The following is an 18612-nucleotide window of genomic DNA, read 5'->3' as shown; positions in this document are numbered from 1 at the left end:
ACATTCGAAAGTAAGGAGAGAGCCGATGGGAGAGCACAAATACAACCCGGATAAGGGCTATGTCGCACTGCTTGGCTGGAGTCTCAATGCGGTAGAAGCGGCGGATAAGTTTGACCGTCGTTATGTGGTAGTGGCGCCTGACTGGGCAGAGCCTTACTGCAAAGAGCACAATATTCCTTACGTTCCTTGGAATTTTGAGCGTCTTAACGATCGATCTGTAGAAATAGCTCAAACCCTTAAGGAAATGGGTGTAGACGTTGCCATCCCTTTGTTTGAAGAAACAGTTGAATGGGCGGGTGCGATTAACTCGGTGCTGATGGACAAACCGCGTTTGTTTGGCCAAGCCATGCTGTTGCGTGACAAAGCACTGATGAAGCGCCGCGCCCAGCTTGGTGGCATCCGTGTCGGTATTTTTGAAGAAGCTCACGATAAGGGCGACGTCATCCGCTTTCTCAAGCGGGTCAACCAGACATTGCTCAAGCTCGATGGTGACCCCAACGACCCGATTCACCTGAAAGCTTTCGATAAGGCTGGCTGCCTTGGACACCGAGTCATTCGTACTCCGGACGAAGTGGACTCAATCCCAGACGAAGAATTTCCCGTGCTTATGGAATCTCATCTCGACGGCTGGGAGTTTGCCGTAGAAGCGTGGATTCATAATGGCAAGATTGCCTTCCTGAACATCTCCGAGTACGTCACGCTGGGTTACTCGGTATTTGTACCCGCCACACCAGACCTTGAAAAGTACCGCGACCAGATTCGTAGCGAAATCGAAAAGCTGATCAAAACGTTTGATATCGATTTCGGCTTTGTGCACCCGGAATACTTCGTGACCAGCGACAGCACCATGTACTTCGGCGAAGTCGCCTATCGTCCGCCCGGGTTCAAAGTGTTCGAGTTACTTGAGACAGCCTACGGCTTCAATGCTTATCAGGGTCTTATACTGTCTTTTGACCCCAAGACTACGGAAGAAGAAATCAAAGCCTTCTTCCCGAAAGAAGTTGTGGACGCCAAAGGCTACGCTGGGTGCTTTGGCGTATACCCGCGCCGCCGGGTTGTCAGCAAGCTCGAAATTCCCGAAGAAACCGAGAACCACGAGTATTTCGAATCCCACGAATTGACGCCACCACTTGAAGAAACCGTTACCAAACGTACGGCATTCGGTACCCACTGGGGCTTGGTGTATTTCTTTGGTGAAGACCCTTATGTAATGCGGGACTTGCTGAAGCATCAGGAAGACCTGGATTTCTATGTATAATCGGGCGATGCATTAACAACTATAGGGCCTGATGCAGGTCCTGAGGAACATCGTTTGAACGATCATAAATCGGGCAATGTGGTTCCGGCTGTGAACATGGAAAAGCTGGCGCAAAGACTGGATGAGGCAACTCGCGTTCTGGACGAAAGCCGGGCTTTTGCCAAACTTGGCAAACTGCCGAGAGTTTTTGATCTAGCTCGCCGGCTCCTGATGCAGCCGGAAGGCTGCGCAGTAATTGAGGCGCGTGCAGAGCAGTTAGAAAAAGCAGGTGTGTTTGAAGGTACAGATTGGGCGGAGCCTGCCACCCTGCTCCCCTCCCTAACAACGCACTCGCTGCAAAGCCCTAATGCAGATACGGTCGTTATCGAAGTACTCAGTGAGCTCCGCCTGCTGTCGGTTGCTCGCGGTACGTATTTGCACCCCTCAGTGTCCACCGAGCAAGCCCACCACTACCTGACTCAAGTGCTAGCAATCAATCTCGGGCTACTGTTCGGCATGACGGGTGAAGCCGAGCGGGAGCAGGGCAAGCTGGCTCTTATCAGTCAGCATGTTGTGCAGCATGTAGCTCAGCATATTGGCTACGAGCATGTAATCGACAGCCTTATTGAAGAGATTTGGCGAATTTTGCAGCAGCGCCCGATTCAAGTGGGCGATGTGCGCAAAATGATTACCCAGATCGCCATTTGCCGGGCTGAGCCGAATGCTGATCTTGGCAGTGCAGGGCGCGGTGCGGATCGGCTGATTTCGAGCTTATACGGCCCAACTCGCGGGTGCAGTGAAGATCCGGGCACGGTTGTATACCAGCAACGGCTCGAATCGATGGATGCCCAGACGCTACAAAATGAAGCCACCGGTTTTGCGCGTTCCATGCACGACACCGGGTTGGTCTCTCCCTATCACGCGTGTTTCGTGCGGTACATTTTGGAAGGTCAGGATAACTTGCTCAGCGAAGCCTTGGGGCTATCAAGCACCGGCCGGGATTGCCTTATGTGCTATCGGGAGCTGGTGCATATTCTGGTCACTGAAGGTGTTTTCCCTGAGACAGCGCAGGGCCTCTATGGCCTAGCACTTATGCTTGAGCGGGGTATTCTTTACCAGCCACCTGTAGCGCCAGCACTCTGGCGCCAAGCTAGGCTCAACCTATGCCCACAAGCCCGTGAGCGCCTTCAACTGGCTTATGGCTACCAGCCGCAGGCGGGTGCTTGGTTGATTCAAGGTGTATTGAACATGCTGGGGCAGCCTTTAGGTGTTGGTCAGGGGAATAACCCTACCTGTCAGTCTGCGCGAGCGTTGTCTATGTGGGCCTACAACGATCCTGACTACCTATTGCAGATGGTTGCATGGGCAGCCAGAGACAACGAAATTGTTATGCATTTCGAGGGGCAACCGGTCTCCTCGGCGCAAAGTCTTGGTGGCGTTGCATCGGAGGTTACTCTGGACCTTGATCCGGTTTCGCTGGTTGTAGTCCCTCATCTGGATAGAATTTATGGTGAAATGGGCCGCATGTGCATAGGCCGCGAAGGCGATCCTCACCGTTGGGTGAACCCGGAATTTCACGGCTGGTCTGCCGGGAGGGGGTTTGCAATCAACGTGGATGTAGCCACAGGTAACCTGGAAGATTTAGAGGGATTTATTCGCCACTTCTATGCCAGCTATCATCCTTATTACAACGGCAACCAACCACTGATACACCCCCAGCCCGCAGGCATCGCGGTAACCGACAGGGCTGCTCGATTCATTGGCTGGCATGCGATTACCATATTGCGGGTGGCTTTGGACCCTGAAGGTGAGATGCGCGCGTATTTCTACAACCCGAACAACGACAGCGGTCAAAGTTGGGGAGATGACGTAAACGTGAGCACGGAAGGCAAAGGTGAAAGATTTGGCGAAGCATCGCTGCCCTTTGAGCAGTTTGCGTCCAGATTGTACATCTTCCACTTCGATCCGCTTGAACGAGGTGAGCCCGCAGATGTGGGTGAGGAAGAACTCCAGCGGGTAGTGGCGCGGGTGTATCGAAGCTGGGGCGAAAACCGCGTGCCAGCTAAAGAGTTACAGGCCGAATCGCCACAGGCTGATTAGCCCCCTCGTTCTACCGTGCCTATTGCTCAGAGTGGCGGGTACCTCTGAGCATGGCGTGTAACAATTCATCTGCATCAAACTTTGTAAGAGCCTCGTTTGCACCCACTTGATTGGCGTAGCTAAGGCTCATTTCGCTGTTCAGGGAAGTGTGCAGGATGATGTAAGGTTGCTTCAGAGCGCCATTGTCGCGTACGTTGAAGGCCAGCTCGTAGCCATCTAGGCCTGGCATTTCAATATCGCTCACTAGAATGTCAATCGGCTTCCCAAGTTCATTGCTATTAAGCAGGATCTGTTGGGCATCATCGCCGTTGGAGGTCACTTGATATGAGATATCCTTGGCATCCAACACATCGCATAGCTGTTTGCGAGCAACCCTTGAGTCATCCACCAAAAGGATATTTAAGGCTTTTAGGGCTTCGCTCTGTACGTCGGTAAGCACCACATCCCGGGTATCTAATGAGTCTGGGTATACGTTAGCCAGCAGCAGTTCTACATCCAGTAGCTGAATAAGCTCGCCTTCCATATCCAGCAAGCCGGTTATAAACGCTTTCTCTCCTAGAGCTGGGGGTGGCGACTTGACCTTTTTCCAGTCTGTTTCGATGATTTTTTGTACACCGCGCACCAGAAATCCCGTTTCCTGACGTTGAACATCGGTAATGATAATAGACGCTGTTTTTCGCTCCTCCGCAGTCAAGGGCGGATAGCCAACAGCCGCGGCCATATCAATAACCGGCACTGCGGAGCCTCGGAAATTAAATGTGCCAATAACCGCATAATGGCTATGGGGCATTTTAATGAGGGGCTTGAACGGCAGTATTTCGCGGATTTTCAGCGTGCCAATCCCGAATAGGCGGGAGCCTGACAGGCTGAACAATAATAGCTTCTGAGTTTGCTTGGCTTTGTTGCTCATAACACCGAATCCTTACAAGTAGCCCCCCATCATACTGCTAGATAGCTTACAGGGGGCAAATCAAACTAGATACGGGTTAACGATAGCAAGCTTATGGGTTGTTGCCAGCAAACAATTCAAAGCCTTGGTGTAAATGAGTTTTTTCGGTTCAAGGAACAACCGCATAGGCGAGGATTTCTACCAGCATTTCCTCTCTGGCAAATCCGGACACAATAATGGCTGCGCGGTTGGGAAAAGGCTCAGATACGAAATCGGCATACACCCGGTTAACGGTGGCAAGGTGCTCCCGGTCGGTCACGTAGATCACAACCTGTGTAAGATCGGATACACGGCTGCCCGCACTTTCCAGTGTGTGTTTTAGGTTGGCCAGAGTCTGGATAATTTGAGGCTCGATACCACCATCTACAACTTTTCCGTCTGCATCGATGGGGATTTGCGCCGTAAACAGCATGCCATTGCCTACGGTTGCCCAAGCCAAAGGTGATTTTGAGGCAGGCAAGTCTGTTTTAACCGGGTATGGGTTCATCAGTGACTCCTTGGTATCAATCGTTGTCGGTTGTTCCGGCGCCAGCGCCTTGGCGTGAATCGTCGGAAGCTTCTACCAGCATTTTTGTTGCCAGTACTTTGAGTCGCTCCCAAAGCGCAGTGTCTACTTCGATGCCATCAACGAGTGATCGCTCATGCCAGTCCAGCATCGCAGCGCGATTTTGCAAAATCAGATCATTTGCCGGCGCTTCGGGTTTTAGGTTTGGTAGAAGGTCTACGTGGTTCACCATCACCAGTGTTATGCCATCGTTGGGTTCGGTATCGTCTGGCGTGGCGGGCAAGCCGTACATACATATGTCCGGCTCTGCCTCGCCTGATTTAAAGCTCACCAGAATTTCTGTCAACGGCTCGTGAGAGTCGCGCCAGAATGCGGTAACGCTCATGTCACGGCGGGCGATGCGGGAAAGATATCCCACAATCAGCATTCGATTATGGCAGTGGCGGATTTTGGTAACCGAGAGGCCTCTGGCTCGACATTTTGCATAGCCCAGCTCAATTGCCAGGCTGGCGTGGCCCAGAATCGTTTTGTTCTGGGCGTCTACAACGCACAAATCCGCATCCTGGTAGATCAGCTTGGGCGGCTGGGATTTGTCTTCGTTGAGCAGAAAGTCCAGACCTTTCCCCAGAGCCGCTAAGCCCTTAAGACCATGGGCTTCCATCCAGGCCACCATGTCGGCGGCATCGCTGGCGTCACCGTCGTCAAAGCCTATTCCGATGAACGCCTTTCGAGAGAGCACTTGCAGCTCGTTGTATGACACTTTCATAGCTTGTCACCTCGGGCTTTCTGGCCGTTCTCTATACCTTCGAGGTCAGGTTCCAGAGGAAAGCCCCAGTCATCCAATTGGTGTAACGGGAGATTAGGATCGTTCAGTTCACGAGGCAGTGGTGCCCCCTGAAACAAGGTAATACGCACCCAACGGTCAGACTTTGGATCAAACCGGCTGGCACCAAAAAACGACAGTTTGGTTCTTAACAGGTGCATAGGTTTCATGCCCCTGTGCCAGAGGTTTGCGCGGATCTCCCCGTACGGTGTGTCTCCCAGAGTTTGGATGCGGCGCACGCATTCCTTCTGACCCGGATTAGCCATGAGAAACTCCACCACTATGGCATTTGGGATGCTTTCCAGAAATTCATCCAGCTTTGTAAGGCAGCGGCTAATCCGTGGGCCAACCGCGAGGGCCAACTCCTTCTCTGCGCCAGATTCCGTCCCGCGAATGCCCAACCTGGGTTCCTCTTTTTCGACGGAGCGGTACCAGAACCAGTAGTTGTCATCGGGGCAGTCCTCGCGGTAACTCAGAGCCCAATCAAATTTTTCGTGAATCAGGTCGCGCAGTTTCGAGGCTTTCATGTCTGGCTTCAGGTCCATGGATTCCTGACAGCCCAGTTCATCATCAATAGGCTCAACCAGTTCCGGGTACAGCTCTATCAGCATGGTGTTGATGAGTTCCTGAGCCTCAAGTGAGCAGTGATTCCCGGCCCAGCTTATTAGCTCTTCATAAAGCCCCTGGTGTGCTGGCGTGCTATCGAGCCATTCAATAACTTCAATAACCGACTTGGCTGTTTCCCGATTGCGCAGGGTCTGTTCCTCATCTTCAGTGATGGTCTGCTGCAGGTGCTTTAAGGCACGAGCCATCAGAGATCGCAATGCCTTGTGGGTTTGTTCATTTGCAGGCTCTGCACGGGCAAAGGCCAGAGCGCGCTCTCTACCGTAAACCCACTGCTGAATCAGTTGTGGGTGATTGATAAGGAACGGCGCCATGCCAAGCCCTGTGGAGTTGCCAATGCCCAAATAGCGTTGTAGCTCAGGGTGCAAAGGTACCGCCTGATCGGGGGACTGTGTTTTTGCCAGATAATTCAGCTGTTCCACTGAGAACTGCCGCAGCACGTAAACGGCCAGCATCTGGGCTGCAAATGGACGATTGAAGTCCGGATTGCGTTCAAGGCGGGCAAAGTCAGCAATGCCAAACTTGCCGTTGCCATAAACTGCAGTGGTTCTATAGAGATATCCAACGGCCGTTAGCCACGCAGGATCAGGTTGTTTTCCTTCAGAAAGAGCTGCTAAAAACTGGCTGAAATTGCGCAGGCTTTTGTTGGCCCGCGAGAGCACAAGCACCCTCGGGTGCTGGCGGCCGGCTTCCTGCAAGGGCACGTTGGCCGCCATTTGTTCCAGCAGCGAGCTTTCTGCTTCACCTTCAACCAGAGCAAAGGTGACATCCCATGCTTCCGCTATTACCCGGTCAGACCGCATTTCCGGAGCCAGGTCTCTGGAAAAAATCACACACTCGTAGTAGTTACCCGGTGTTGCAATCCGGTAGATCGCCAGACCGTGGCCCTTTGAATCCAGATCAAACACCGTATTGGTAATCTGCCAGCTTTCGGCGATCATTTTTCGCATTAGCGATCTAACAAAGCTGAGCCTGCTAGCAAACATACTGCCTAGTCGTTCCAGCTTCATAACCTCGCTTGCAGGGCGTAGGTTGTCTTGTGGTGCGGATGCTGAGGTTGCTGAAATCATGATCTCACCCTTGCCCTTACAGGCATATCTACAGGCTAGTGTTCAAAGTTATCAGGAAATGAGTTTCTGCTCTCGTGCCATAGCATAGGCAGCTTTGGGCCCAAGCCACAGAGAGGGCAGCAGAATGAATGACACCGGGATAGCGGTGATCACAATGAACTGCTGCAACACCCCGATCTGGCCCGCACCCATGTACAGAAGGATAGCGGCCATACCGGCCATCGCCATGCCCCAGAAGGCACGAACAAAGGTGTTCGGCTGATCGTGACCAGTGCTGGTGACAGCAATGGAATAGCTCATGGAATCACCGGTGGTGGCCACAAACACGGTGGTCAGTACCAGAATTGCCAGCGCCATAAAGCTACCGCCCGGCAGTGCTTGTGCTACGGTGAGCGTGGCCACATCAAAGCGGAAGTTGTTCAGGGCTTCAGTCAGATCAATCTCGCCTGTCATCTGGTAGTAGATACCCGAACCACCCAGCAGGGTGAACCAGACAGTGGTGGCAATCGGTGCCATCACTGCGACGGCCAGAATCATGTCGCGAATGGTTCTGCCCCGGGAAATGCGGGCAACGAAGATAGCCATCAGAGGCGCGTAGCCGATAAACCAGGCAAAAAAGAACACCGTCCACCACTGCATCCACCAGTCAGGAGCAGTGTCTGCGGTCATAGTCGCCATGGCCATGAACGAAGACACATACTCACCCATGCTCTGAACGTAGGTGTTGGTGAAGTACAGCGTTGGGCCGAAGATGAAAATAATGGCACCAATAGCCAGAGCCAGAAACACGTTCATACGGCTCAGGAACTGAATGCCCCGGTGTACACCGGTAACCGCCGAGGTTACGTAGATCAGCGCCAGTGCAACCAAAATCACCATTTGTGTGGTAATACCGTCGGTCAAACCAAACAGTTCACTCAAGCCAAAGCTCATCTGGGTCGCCAGAAAGCCGATAGGGCCAACCGTGCCAGCCACAATGGCGATAACACAGCATGCGTCTACAACACTGCCTAACCAGCCACTCATGATGCGCTCACCAAACACCGGGTAAAGCAGTGTGCGTGGTTGCAGAGGTTTACCCTTCACATAGTGTGCATGAGCCAGAATAATCGCCGCCAGAGTGCCCAGTACCGCCCAAGCCAGGAAGCCCCAGTGCATAAAAGACTGTGCCAGCGCTTTGGATACTGCTTCTGCGGTTCCCGGTTCTGTGGAGAATGCCGGAGGGGTAACCACAAAGTGATAAATGGGTTCGCCAGCGGCAAAAAAGACGCCGCCACCGGCCAGCAGGGTACACATAATGATGGACAGCCAGCGGAAGGTGCTCATCTCCGGCTTGTCGAGGTTGCCGATTTTGGCTTTGGCTGCGGGAGTGCATGCTAGGCCGATGGCAATAAAGAAAGTTGCCAACAGTAGCAACTGGAAGTAAGTGCCAAATACTTTGGCTGTCCAGGCGAAGCCGTTGCCGATGAGCTCGGCCACGCCTTCGATATCGAACAAGGAAAAGCCCACAAACAGGGCGATAAAGCCCACACTGAGGGTAAGGACTACCGGGTCGCCAAGCTGTGCTATGGAATAGTCTCCACCTGGCTTGATGTTATTGTTTTTCATGATGCCTACCTTTGTTGTTTTTGCACCTTGTCCTATCTGTGCTGTGTGGCCATCCGTGCTTGCTGGCATTTCAAAGTCATTGCAAAGGCTTGGTACCGATTTTGAGTTGGTTCAGCCAGTTGAGACCCATGATTTTTTCTATCTCTGCTTCGTTAAATCCTTTTTGTCGCAAACCCTCGATAATGGCAGGGAAGTCGCGGTTATCCTTGAACCAAGACAGAGGCCTAGGCCAGCCAGCATTGGCTTTATTGCCCTCGCCAAAATCCATTTCCTTTGACCAGCGCCCGTTGCGCATCCAGTCCAGAACTGACTGCGGCTGCCCTTGGCACAAATCCGTGCCAATGCCGATGTGGTCTATACCCATCAAATCCGCAGTATCGGCCACCATGTTGCAGAAGCTTTCAAGAGTGCAGTCCGGGCCATCTTTGAGGTGGAACGGATACACCGAGAAACCCAACAGCCCCTCGCTTTGTGCGATGGCTTTCAGCACGGTATTTGATTTATTTCGCTTGGCCGGGTGGAAGAATGTCGGGTTAGCATGGGAGATAATCACTGGCCGGCTGGATAGCTCAATGGCATCCAAAGTAGACCGCTCCGAACTGTGGGACATATCAATGATCATGCCCACACGGTTCATTTCCGCGATGGCCTGGCGGCCAAACCGGCTCACGCCGCTGTCTTCAGCTTCATAACAACCTGCGGCCAGCAGGCTCTGGTTGTTGTAGGTGAGCTGCATGATCATCAAGCCGAGGCGACGCATCACCTCGATCATGTCGATATCATCTTCAATAGGCGAGCAGTTCTGGGCGCCAAAGAAGATGCCGATTCGGCCAGCTTCCTGTGCTAGCTGAATATCCTCTGCTTCATAGACCGGCATGATCAGGTCGCTGTGTTGCTCGAAGCGCCGGTTCCAGTCGCCAAAGCGAGACAGGGTCTCCCGTGTGTTCTCGTGGTACACCAGAGTGGCGTGCACGGCGGAAACACCGCCAGCACGCATCTGCTCGAATATCTCCCGGGACCAGTTGGAGTATTGAAGTCCATCAATGGTGAGCATGGAATTCGTCCTCTTATCAGGCCCGCACGTAGCAGGTCTTCACAACGGTGTAGAATTCGCGGGCGTACTGACCTTGCTCACGGGGACCGAAACTGGAGTTTTTACGGCCTCCAAACGGAACATGGTAGTCGGTGCCTGCGGTTGGCAGATTCACCATTACACAGCCGGTTTGTGCCCGAGCTTTGAAGTCCGAAGCGATCTTCAGCGAGTTGGTGATGATGCCTGCGGTCAGCCCGTATTGGGTGTCGTTCAGAGTAGTCAGCGCGGTTTCGTAATCGGGCACCTTTATAACGCATGCAATGGGGCCGAATACTTCATCTCGGTTGATTGCCATGTCATTAGTGGTGTTGGTGAACAGCGCAGGCTGCATGTAATAACCAGCGGCTTTGGCATCTACCCTGGAGCCACCAAACGCGAGTGTTGCACCGTCGGCCTTGGCGCGCTCAATCCACGCCATGTTGGATTCCAGTTGGCGCTTGTCGGCGATGGGGCCAATCTGTACACCTTCTTCAAGCGCGTGTCCGACCTTGGCTTGCTCCAGCCGTGCCTTCAGCTTTGCCACAAACTCATCATGAACAGCCTCGGTAACGATTAAACGTGAGGATGCGGTGCACTTTTGACCGCTACCTGAAAAGGCACCGTTGAACGCAGCTTCTACGGCAAGGTCGAGATCTGCATCATCAAGCACGATCAAAGCGTTCTTTGAGCCCATCTCAAGCTGGCACTTAACCAGATTGCCCACGGTAGCTGCTGCAACCCTACGGCCGACTTCTAGGGAGCCGGTGAAGGTAATGGCCTGGACATCCGGGCTGTTGATCAGTGTTTCGCCGGTTTCGCCACCGGAACCCATTACCAGATTAAATGTGCCCGCTGGCAAATCCTGCCTGCTGATGATTTCTGTCAGCGCCCAAGCGCTGGCTGGAACCAGATTGGCGGGCTTGAATACCACGGCGTTGCCAAAGGCCAGTGCCGGGGCAATTTTCCAAACGGCGGTTGCCATCGGGAAGTTCCATGGGCTGATAACGCCCACTACACCAAGCGGCTCGCGCCGAACGTCGATTTCTACGCCAGGGCGTACAGACTCTGCGCGCTCATCAATCTGGCGCAACACCTCAGCAGCGTAGTAATGGAAAAACTGGCCAGAGCGATACACTTCGCCTTTGCCTTCCGCTAGAGGTTTGCCCTCTTCTCTGGAAAGCAACTCGCCCAGCTCGTCCTTTCGTGCAATCAGCTCGTTACCGATTGCCATCAGAATATTGTAGCGCTGCTCAAGGCCACTTTGGCTCCACTGGGCAAAACCGCCTTGGGCGGCACTGATGGCCTCTTTGGTTTGCTCGTTGGTAGCCTGATCATACTGACCGATAACATCGCTGAGATCAGACGGGCTGGTGTTGGTGATGCTGCTAGCCCCGGTTACCCATTGGCCATTGATATAAAGCGGATGAGAAGTGGACATTACGACCTCCTTATTTACGATGCATGCATACTAGTCAAGATGTAATAATAAGAATAATCAATTATAAAGATTGAGTGATAAGGAGTGCTTATCAGGTGAGTGCAATATTGCCAGAGCTGAAAATTCAGCAGTTACGTTATGTGATCACGGTTGTGGAAGAGGGAAGTTTTCACGGGGCGTCCCGTCGGCTACACCGTACCCAGCCAGCCATATCAATGGCGGTGCGTGAGCTGGAAAGCCGACTTGGGCAAAACCTTTTTGAGCGCGGAGCACAAAACAAGCTAACGCCGTTTGGTGAGTACTGCTTGCCAAGGTTCCGTGACCTGATTGGGCAGCATGATCGCACTGCAAAAGAAGTGGTGAGCGAGGCAGGTGGGCAGCAAGGCCATATACACATCGCTACCGTACCCTCAGTGGCGAGCCGAATTATGCCCTCTTTTCTGGCGGAGTTTATCGAGCAGTTTTCCGGCCTCAATATCAGCTTGCATGATGAAAATGCCCACTATGTGTGTCAGATGGTTGCGCACGGCGAGGTTGATCTGGGAATAACCAGTCTTTGGCAAAATACGGATGAACTGGAATACACCCACCTGTTCGAGGACAAGGTTGGTGTGGTCTGTCGTAAGGACCATGCCTTTGCTGCGGAAACGTCGCTGGATTGGCGTAGCTTGCGGGGCGAAAAGCTGATCCGAAACGGAACATCCCGGCTATTGATGGGCACAGCCGCAACTGAGTTGGTTGAGAACAGCGCCTTTTACATCTCCAATATGATTTCACTGATTGCCATGCTGGAAGCGGGTGCTGGCATAACAACCCTGCCGAGATTAGCCTTCCCGGAACACAGCGTTAACCTGTGCTTTATTCCGTTAAGTGATCCGGATGTGGTTCGAAGAATTGGATTGGTGCAGGCGGCAAATCGCACGCTCAGCCCAGCGGCTCAAGCTATGCATTCTTTTGTACTGGCGAAGCTGCAGTATGACGTGGTGTGATGGGGCAAGAACATCAGCAGCCTGAGAGCGACACTCCCGAGGCTGCTGATTAGTATTGTTTACTCAGGAATCAGCTTCTGTTCCCGTGCCATGGCATAAGCCGCTTTGGGGCCGAGCCACAGAGAAGGCAGCAGGATCAGCGACACCGGAATAGCGGTGATCACAATGAACTGTTGAAGCACACTGATCTGGCCCGCACCCATGTACAGCAGAATGCCTGCCATACCTGCCATTGCCAAGCCCCAGAATGCGCGCACAAAGGTATTCGGCTGATCGTGTCCTGTGCTCACAACGGCAATGGAATAGCTCATGGAGTCACCAGTGGTGGCAACAAAAACCGTGGTCAGTACCAGAATGGCCAGAGCCATGAAGCCGCCGCCTGGCAGAGCCTGGGCAACCGTCAGAGTTGCTATATCAAAGCGGAAGCTGTTTAGCGCTTCAGCCAGATCAATCACGCCGGTCATCTGGTAGTAGATGCCTGAACCGCCCAGCAGGGTAAACCAGATGGTGGTGGCAACGGGTGCCATAACAGCAACCGCCAAAATCATTTCACGAATGGTTCTGCCGCGAGAGATGCGAGCCACAAAAATGGCCATCAGCGGTGCATAGCCAATAAACCAGGCGAAGAAGAACACGGTCCACCACTGCATCCACCAGCCCGGGGCTGTATCTGCAGTCATGGTCGCCATAGCCATGAAGGATGACACGTATTGGCCCATGCTCTGGAAGTAGGTGTTGGTCAGGAACAAAGTAGGGCCGAAGACAAAAATAATGGCCCCGATTGCCAACGCCAAGAATACGTTCATCCGGCTCAAAAACTGAATGCCACGGTGAACACCGGTTGCCGCAGAGGTCACGTAGATCATAGCCAAGGCAATCAGGATAGCCATTTGTGTTACCAGACCATCAGTCAGGCCAAACAGTTCGCTCAGACCAAAACTCATCTGGGTTGCAAGAAACCCGATGGGGCCAACAGTCCCGGCCACAATAGCAATGACGCAGCATGCATCTACAACACTGCCTAACCAGCCGCTCATGATGCGTTCACCGAATACCGGGTAAAGCAGGGTACGTGGTTGCAGTGGCTTGCCCTGTACATAGTGGGCGTGGGCCAGAATGATGGCGGCCAAGGTGCCCAGAACAGCCCAAGCCAGGAAGCCCCAGTGCATGAACGATTGCGCCATGGCATTGGAGACGGCAGCAGCGGTGCCGGGTTCCGATGTAAATGCGGGTGGCGTCACAACAAAGTGATAGATGGGCTCACCAGCGGCAAAGAACACGCCGCCTCCGGCCAGTAATGTACACATAATGATAGATAGCCAACGGAAGGTGCTCATCTCCGGTTTGGCCAGATTACCAATTTTAGCTTTGGCTGCCGGTGTGCAAGCCAAACCAATAGCGATAAAGAATGTAGCCAACAACAACATCTGGAAGTAGGTGCCAAACACCTTTGCCGTCCAGGCAAAACCGTTACCAATCAGCTCGGCTACGCCTTTGAGATCAAACAAAGAGAAACCAACAAACAACGCAATAAAGCCAACGCTGAGAGTAAGAACTACCGGGTCGCCAAGCTGAGCTATAGAATAGTCTCCGCCTGATTTGTCGTTACCCTTAATCATAAACTAAACCTTTTTTAATAATTTCCGGCGCGCGACAGTGCCACAAAGTGCCTGTTAATACCAATGTATAAGGGGTTTTTCCGACATCTGAAGTGAGCGTCAGTGCTTGCAGCTTGTTTTGTTCAACCGGCACAAACTCAGCCTGAGGTGGGATGAATCACCAGAGCGACCCTATGGATTCCTGCCTGCTGGCGCGACTCGTAGTGCCAGCCAGTAGATAGGTCATTTCTCCGGCCAGTTCACGAATAAGCTCGGAAAGATCCACCTTTTCTGCCCGAATCGGAATGTCTGGCTCGTGATTTAGCCAAAGTAGTGTTTCGGTAAGGTGTTTCATGGCTAGACTGGCGCGGTCAATGGAAACCATTGAGTAGGCAGCCATCAGAACGAGCCCGAGGGCGTTTTCGATATGCTGTTGCTGTTTACCGAGGCTTGACTCCTGACCGATTGCATCTTCGACTTCCTGAACGGTGTCGGCCTGAGCGAGATAATCCGTCGTTATCGAAATACATGCCAGACGCCCAATCTGTTAGTTGTTACTGAGAGAATGATGGCTCAGATTTCCACAACCCACTTGCCAATGGCCTGGCGACTGCTGGAGCAGTCGGGTCTTAGTGTCCGGTGGGTTGCCTTACCGCACTGAGATATCTGAGTGTTGCAGCTGTTCCGTTTGCCAGGTCGATCGCTGCTTGCGGCGTTGGCGAAAGAATTCCCTGATCATTGCATTTCACCCAGCCTTTCCCGATGAGCTTGGCAACTTTTCTGCGCACGGTTTCGCGGGGAATGTCTGCGTACATTGCAAGCGAGAGCGCGTTGATGCCGGGCGCATGGTTCGCGCGAGCGTAGTGGCGCTCTGAAATGACTGCCATGATCAGAACCAGATCAAGATCGTTACCGAGCTCAGCGCGAAGCGTGATCAACAAGTCCGAGAACGCCGGAATATGCGCCGACATCTTGTCTTCTTCGATATTCATGAGTGATCCGTAAGTTATCGAAATGAAAGGTTGGATGGGTATCAACCCCGCATGCTTACCCAAAATGGGGAACACCGCCATTGCTATCAATCAGTCGTACCTGTTTATATGAAAACAGTAATCGAGTTGGCCAGGCCATACCAGTCAACCTTTGGCAGCCCTCGCAAATTCCAAAGACTCACTCACGCTTCCGGGAGACCTCAGCATGTATAACCCCTCAGATTTCACACTTAATGATCAAGTGGCCGTCGTTACCGGCGCAGGGGCTGGAATAGGGCGTGCCATTGCTGAGACATTTGCAGCAGCGGGAGCCGCTGTGATGGTCAGCGACCTTGACTCAGACACGTCCAACGCGGTCGCAGACGGCATCAATAAGAGTGGCGGCAGGGCCGCAGGCATGGCGTGCGACGTGACCAGAGAAGACGATCTGGCTGCGCTGGTTAGCCAGACAGTGCAAACATTTGGCAAACTCAATATTCTTGTCAGCAACGCCGGTGGTGGTGGCCCTAAGCCCTTTGACATGTCGATGGAGGAATTTCGACGGGCTTATGATTTGAACGTATTCTCGCTGTTTCGCCTGGCGCAACTGGCCGCTCCGGAAATGGAAAAGGCGGGTACGGGTTCGATTCTTGCGATTACTTCCATGTCGGCCGAGAACAAGAACAAGCGCATGGCGGCTTATGGTTCATCCAAAGCGGCTACCAGCCATCTTTTGCGTAATATCGCGTTTGATCTGGGGCCGATGGGCATTCGGGTGAACGGTGTCGCCCCCGGTGCTACCCGCACCGATGCGCTGAAATCTGTGCTTAACAATGATATCGAAAAGGCCATGCTGGCACACACGCCTATTAACCGTCTGGGAGAGCCAGATGACATGGCCAACGCAGCGCTGTTCCTGTGCTCACCGGCTGCAAGCTGGATCAGTGGCCAGATTCTGACCGTTTCCGGCGGCGGTGTGCAGGAGTTGGATTGATCCCGAGCGTTTGCGTCATTGCGAATGATCGAAACCATACCGTAGCTGTATGAAGGATAAACAATGAAAACTACGATAAGCGTCTTTCTATCTGCATGGTTGTTTCTGGGAGGTAGCGCTATGGCCGCGGACAAATCTCCCCTCCCGGCAGACGAGTCGACACCTGATGCACTCGGCTGGATGCAGGGTTTCCCGCCGCCTGCGGACAAAACGATACGGTTCAGTGACCCAGATTACTTTGCGTTTCCCAAACTACGCTGGACGGTCTGCCATTTCAGGGAGTTAATGCCCACCGCTGCCGTTCGCAATGGCAACGACGGTGCCAGCGAACTGATCGTTGACCTTGATGCTGGGCTGGACGCGGTGGAATTTACGCCGCTGGATGGTGACGCGCCAATGACCTGGCGGGAAGCTTTCGATGCAAACTATACAGACGGCATTCTGGTCCTTCACAAAGGCCGCATTGTTTACGAACGCTATGACGGCTGCCTGAATAAACAGACCCTTCATGGTGCCATGTCCGTCACTAAAAGCCTGACCGGCCTGATGGCCGAGGTTCTGGTGGCAGAGGGCAAACTGGATGAATCCGCGCCGGTTAGCGATGTTATTCCGGAACTGGAACAAAGCGCCTTTGGTGATGCTACCGTGCGTCAGGTTCTGGATATGACCACAGCGTTGGATTATTCGGAGGATTATTCCGATCCGAAAGCTGAAGTCTGGACTTACGCTGCGGCTGGCAGCCCATTACCCAAGCCGGCTGGTTTCGAAGGGCCGCGCAGCTATTTTGAGTACTTGCAGACCGTAAAGAAAAAAAGCGAACACGGTGAAGCATTTGGCTACAAAACAGTAAATGCGGATGCTGCCGGCTGGCTGGTAGCGAAAACCACGGGTACCTCCGTTGCGGATTACCTTTCAAGCCGCATCTGGACAAAAATTGGAGCCTCACGTGAAGCTTTCTACACGGTTGACTCCATTGGAACACCGTTTGCGGGCGGAGGCTTCAATGCAACCCTGAGAGATCTGGCCCGTTTTGGCCAGCTTGTATTAAACGAAGGGCAGTGGAACGGCGAGCAGGTCATACCCGCGAAAGCAATTGACCGGATCCGTGAGGGTGGTAGCAAAGAGGCCTTTGCCAAGGCCGGATACGGTCTATTAGAAGGCTGGAGTTATCGCGGCATGTGGTGGGTCAGTCATGACGGTCATGGATCATTTTCCGCGCGCGGAGTGCATGGGCAAACTGTCTGGATTAATCCGGCTGCCAGCATGGTGATCGTGCGCTTTGCCTCGAACCCGGTTGCAGGCAACGCAGCAAACGATCCCACGTCGCTACCCGCTTATCGAGCGGTAGCTGACTACCTGATGTCTCGGGAATAAACGCCAACGATCGTTTGCGGGCTCGCTCAACTGCGGTCCTTACCCGATCCTGTGAATAACGAGCTGGATTTCAAGTGGGATTACATAATGAACGAGAGTGATCAGCAAAATCAGTCGCAAGATGACAGCGATGACCTTATGCACAAGGCGGGCAAGGAGCTGTCGAATAGTGAAGCCAGTACAGTAGAAAAACGGAACCCGGCCAAGGCAGTTTCAGCGGCGGTTGCGGCCCTTCTGGCGTTACTCGTTCTGGGCTATGCCCTGATGGATCGTATGGCACCATCCTCTTCGCGGGGTATCGTTTCGGCAAATGTGGTTCAAATTGCGCCTCGCGTTTCCGGGCAGGTAACGGACGTATGGGTTGCGGACAATGCGGTTGTCGGGTCGGGGGAACCGCTGTTTTCTATAGAGCGACGACCCTTCGAGCTCGCAGTGCGACAGGCAGAGGCCAATCTTAAGACTGCCCTGCAGAATGTTAGCGCATCCGGCGCGTCACTGGTCGCTGCGCAAGCCAGCGTAACCCAGGCGCGGGTCGCACTGGATAATGCCCGGACGGAAGCAGATCGCCTGCTGCGGCTGGAACAGCGGGGTGTGATTTCCGCCAGTGATGCCGACCAGGCCCGCACAGGGTGGCCGACGCAGAGGCTCAATTGCAGAGTGCGCAAGCCAATCTGCGCAGCGCTCGCGCGCAGTTAGGGCCCAAGGGAGAGGATAATCCGCAGGTTCTTGCTGCGGAGGCTCAACTTGCCCAGACGCAATACGACCTCGCTTCGACCCGGGTCACGGCACCTCACTTCGGTGTAGTGACCAACGTTACGCTTTCAGACGGGCAGTTCATTGGTGCAGGTAAACCCGCACTGACCTTCATTGACGCAGAGGCCGCGTGGGTGACCGTTGATCTCAGAGAAAACCAGTTGCAGAACATTGAGCCTGGCGACCCGGCACGCCTGCTGTTCGATGCCGTGCCCGGCAGGATTTTCGAGGGCCGTGTGCAGAGTGTTGCCTGGGGGATCAACCCCGGCCGGAACGTGGAAGGTGGGCTTGTGGTCAATCAACCCAATAATCGTTGGTTTGAGCCTGCCCGCCGCATACCTGTTCGCATCGAACTTGCGCAAGGAATGGAATCCTGGCCCAGCAAGACTCGGATCGGGGGTAAAGTGAACGTCGTAGTGCTGGCATCCGGCACTGGCAATCCGACTGCCTGGGTCGCCAGCGCACTTCAGCGCCTGCAATCCTGGTTCAGCTTCCTGCACTGAGGGG

17 protein-coding genes are annotated in these 18612 nt (G+C 53.5%); 7 read left to right on the top strand and 10 right to left on the bottom strand.

Annotation, left to right across the window (positions count from 1 at the left end):
- Window positions 1-25: 25 nt before the first annotated feature.
- Together MWU62_RS05180 and MWU62_RS05175 are read left to right on the top strand one after the other, a co-directional pair.
- Complete coding sequence (locus MWU62_RS05180; protein WP_247113861.1) at window positions 26-1258, top strand: carboxylate--amine ligase; 1233 nt, start codon at window positions 26-28, stop codon at window positions 1256-1258.
- Window positions 1259-1312: 54 nt separating this feature from the next.
- Entirely contained in the window at window positions 1313-3337 is a 2025-nt protein-coding gene (locus MWU62_RS05175) for a hypothetical protein (RefSeq protein ID WP_247113860.1), read from the top strand.
- A gap of 19 nt (window positions 3338-3356) precedes the next feature.
- Here the strand turns inward: MWU62_RS05175 and MWU62_RS05170 are convergent, their stop codons facing one another.
- The 7 genes from MWU62_RS05170 to MWU62_RS05140 form a co-directional block, all read right to left on the bottom strand.
- Window positions 3357-4247: a chemotaxis protein gene (locus tag MWU62_RS05170; RefSeq protein ID WP_247113859.1), complete on the bottom strand. Its 891-nt coding sequence runs from the start codon at window positions 4245-4247 to the stop codon at window positions 3357-3359.
- Window positions 4248-4395: 148 nt separating this feature from the next.
- The gene (locus MWU62_RS05165; RefSeq protein WP_247113858.1) at window positions 4396-4773 is read right to left on the bottom strand and encodes a RidA family protein; all 378 of its coding nucleotides are present in this window, start codon (window positions 4771-4773) and stop codon (window positions 4396-4398) included.
- Window positions 4774-4789: 16 nt separating this feature from the next.
- Complete coding sequence (locus MWU62_RS05160; RefSeq protein WP_247113857.1) at window positions 4790-5557, bottom strand: DUF3726 domain-containing protein; 768 nt, start codon at window positions 5555-5557, stop codon at window positions 4790-4792.
- Window positions 5554-7308: a hypothetical protein gene (locus MWU62_RS05155; RefSeq protein WP_247113856.1), complete on the bottom strand. Its 1755-nt coding sequence runs from the start codon at window positions 7306-7308 to the stop codon at window positions 5554-5556. The genes MWU62_RS05160 and MWU62_RS05155 overlap by 4 nt, the downstream gene beginning before the upstream one ends.
- A gap of 51 nt (window positions 7309-7359) precedes the next feature.
- Window positions 7360-8916: a BCCT family transporter gene (locus MWU62_RS05150; protein ID WP_247113855.1), complete on the bottom strand. Its 1557-nt coding sequence runs from the start codon at window positions 8914-8916 to the stop codon at window positions 7360-7362.
- Window positions 8917-8992: 76 nt separating this feature from the next.
- The gene (locus tag MWU62_RS05145) at window positions 8993-9970 is read right to left on the bottom strand and encodes a membrane dipeptidase (protein WP_247113854.1); all 978 of its coding nucleotides are present in this window, start codon (window positions 9968-9970) and stop codon (window positions 8993-8995) included.
- Between the two features lie 16 nt (window positions 9971-9986).
- Window positions 9987-11426 (bottom strand): aldehyde dehydrogenase family protein, encoded by a 1440-nt coding sequence (locus MWU62_RS05140; protein ID WP_247113853.1) that lies wholly within the window; start codon window positions 11424-11426, stop codon window positions 9987-9989.
- Window positions 11427-11530: 104 nt separating this feature from the next.
- Between MWU62_RS05140 and MWU62_RS05135 the strand changes: the two genes are divergently transcribed.
- Window positions 11531-12415 (top strand): LysR family transcriptional regulator, encoded by an 885-nt coding sequence (locus tag MWU62_RS05135; protein ID WP_247114121.1) that lies wholly within the window; start codon window positions 11531-11533, stop codon window positions 12413-12415.
- A 59-nt stretch (window positions 12416-12474) separates the two neighbouring features.
- Here the strand turns inward: MWU62_RS05135 and MWU62_RS05130 are convergent, their stop codons facing one another.
- The 3 genes from MWU62_RS05130 to MWU62_RS05120 all read right to left on the bottom strand — a co-directional run bounded on the left by MWU62_RS05130 (window position 12475) and on the right by MWU62_RS05120 (window position 15005).
- The gene (locus MWU62_RS05130; RefSeq protein ID WP_247113852.1) at window positions 12475-14034 is read right to left on the bottom strand and encodes a BCCT family transporter; all 1560 of its coding nucleotides are present in this window, start codon (window positions 14032-14034) and stop codon (window positions 12475-12477) included.
- Between the two features lie 157 nt (window positions 14035-14191).
- Entirely contained in the window at window positions 14192-14413 is a 222-nt protein-coding gene (locus MWU62_RS05125) for a hypothetical protein (RefSeq protein ID WP_247113851.1), read from the bottom strand.
- 229 nt (window positions 14414-14642) lie between these two features.
- On the bottom strand, window positions 14643-15005 hold the full coding sequence (locus MWU62_RS05120; RefSeq protein ID WP_247113850.1) for a hypothetical protein: 363 nt from the start codon (window positions 15003-15005) through the stop codon (window positions 14643-14645).
- A 205-nt stretch (window positions 15006-15210) separates the two neighbouring features.
- Between MWU62_RS05120 and hdhA the strand changes: the two genes are divergently transcribed.
- The 4 genes from hdhA (at window position 15211) to MWU62_RS05100 (ending at window position 18608) form a co-directional block, all read left to right on the top strand.
- Window positions 15211-15978, top strand: a complete 768-nt coding sequence (hdhA, locus tag MWU62_RS05115) for a 7-alpha-hydroxysteroid dehydrogenase (RefSeq protein ID WP_247113849.1) — start codon at window positions 15211-15213, stop codon at window positions 15976-15978.
- A gap of 63 nt (window positions 15979-16041) precedes the next feature.
- Window positions 16042-17352 carry a serine hydrolase gene (locus MWU62_RS05110; RefSeq protein ID WP_247113848.1) on the top strand — a complete coding sequence of 437 codons (1311 nt, stop codon included), beginning with the start codon at window positions 16042-16044 and terminating at the stop codon, window positions 17350-17352.
- Between the two features lie 87 nt (window positions 17353-17439).
- On the top strand, window positions 17440-18048 hold the full coding sequence (locus MWU62_RS05105; RefSeq protein ID WP_247113847.1) for a biotin/lipoyl-binding protein: 609 nt from the start codon (window positions 17440-17442) through the stop codon (window positions 18046-18048).
- Entirely contained in the window at window positions 18003-18608 is a 606-nt protein-coding gene (locus tag MWU62_RS05100) for an efflux RND transporter periplasmic adaptor subunit (protein ID WP_247113846.1), read from the top strand. Before MWU62_RS05105 ends, MWU62_RS05100 begins: the two co-directional genes overlap by 46 nt.
- The last annotated feature ends 4 nt before the right edge of the window (window positions 18609-18612 follow it).

This window comes from Marinobacter sp. S6332 (genome assembly GCF_023016045.1).
Lineage (GTDB): Bacteria > Pseudomonadota > Gammaproteobacteria > Pseudomonadales > Oleiphilaceae > Marinobacter.
The sequence above is the reverse complement of the archived record's forward strand: the minus strand, read 5'-3'. Positions and strand labels throughout refer to the sequence as shown.

Excerpts from the sequence above, each read along its gene's own strand:
- MWU62_RS05130 (WP_247113852.1), bottom strand. The coding sequence starts at position 14,034 with ATGATTAAGGGTAACGACAAATCAGGCGGAGACTATTCTATAGCTCAG.
- MWU62_RS05155 (WP_247113856.1), bottom strand. The coding sequence starts at position 7,308 with ATGATTTCAGCAACCTCAGCATCCGCACCACAAGACAACCTACGCCCT.
- MWU62_RS05120 (WP_247113850.1), bottom strand. The coding sequence starts at position 15,005 with ATGAATATCGAAGAAGACAAGATGTCGGCGCATATTCCGGCGTTCTCG.
- MWU62_RS05165 (WP_247113858.1), bottom strand. The coding sequence starts at position 4,773 with ATGAACCCATACCCGGTTAAAACAGACTTGCCTGCCTCAAAATCACCT.
- hdhA (WP_247113849.1), top strand. The coding sequence starts at position 15,211 with ATGTATAACCCCTCAGATTTCACACTTAATGATCAAGTGGCCGTCGTT.
- MWU62_RS05150 (WP_247113855.1), bottom strand. The coding sequence starts at position 8,916 with ATGAAAAACAATAACATCAAGCCAGGTGGAGACTATTCCATAGCACAG.
- MWU62_RS05170 (WP_247113859.1), bottom strand. The coding sequence starts at position 4,247 with ATGAGCAACAAAGCCAAGCAAACTCAGAAGCTATTATTGTTCAGCCTG.
- MWU62_RS05125 (WP_247113851.1), bottom strand. The coding sequence starts at position 14,413 with ATGGCTGCCTACTCAATGGTTTCCATTGACCGCGCCAGTCTAGCCATG.
- MWU62_RS05140 (WP_247113853.1), bottom strand. The coding sequence starts at position 11,426 with ATGTCCACTTCTCATCCGCTTTATATCAATGGCCAATGGGTAACCGGG.
- MWU62_RS05105 (WP_247113847.1), top strand. The coding sequence starts at position 17,440 with ATGAACGAGAGTGATCAGCAAAATCAGTCGCAAGATGACAGCGATGAC.
- MWU62_RS05160 (WP_247113857.1), bottom strand. The coding sequence starts at position 5,557 with ATGAAAGTGTCATACAACGAGCTGCAAGTGCTCTCTCGAAAGGCGTTC.
- MWU62_RS05180 (WP_247113861.1), top strand. The coding sequence starts at position 26 with ATGGGAGAGCACAAATACAACCCGGATAAGGGCTATGTCGCACTGCTT.
- MWU62_RS05110 (WP_247113848.1), top strand. The coding sequence starts at position 16,042 with ATGAAAACTACGATAAGCGTCTTTCTATCTGCATGGTTGTTTCTGGGA.
- MWU62_RS05145 (WP_247113854.1), bottom strand. The coding sequence starts at position 9,970 with ATGCTCACCATTGATGGACTTCAATACTCCAACTGGTCCCGGGAGATA.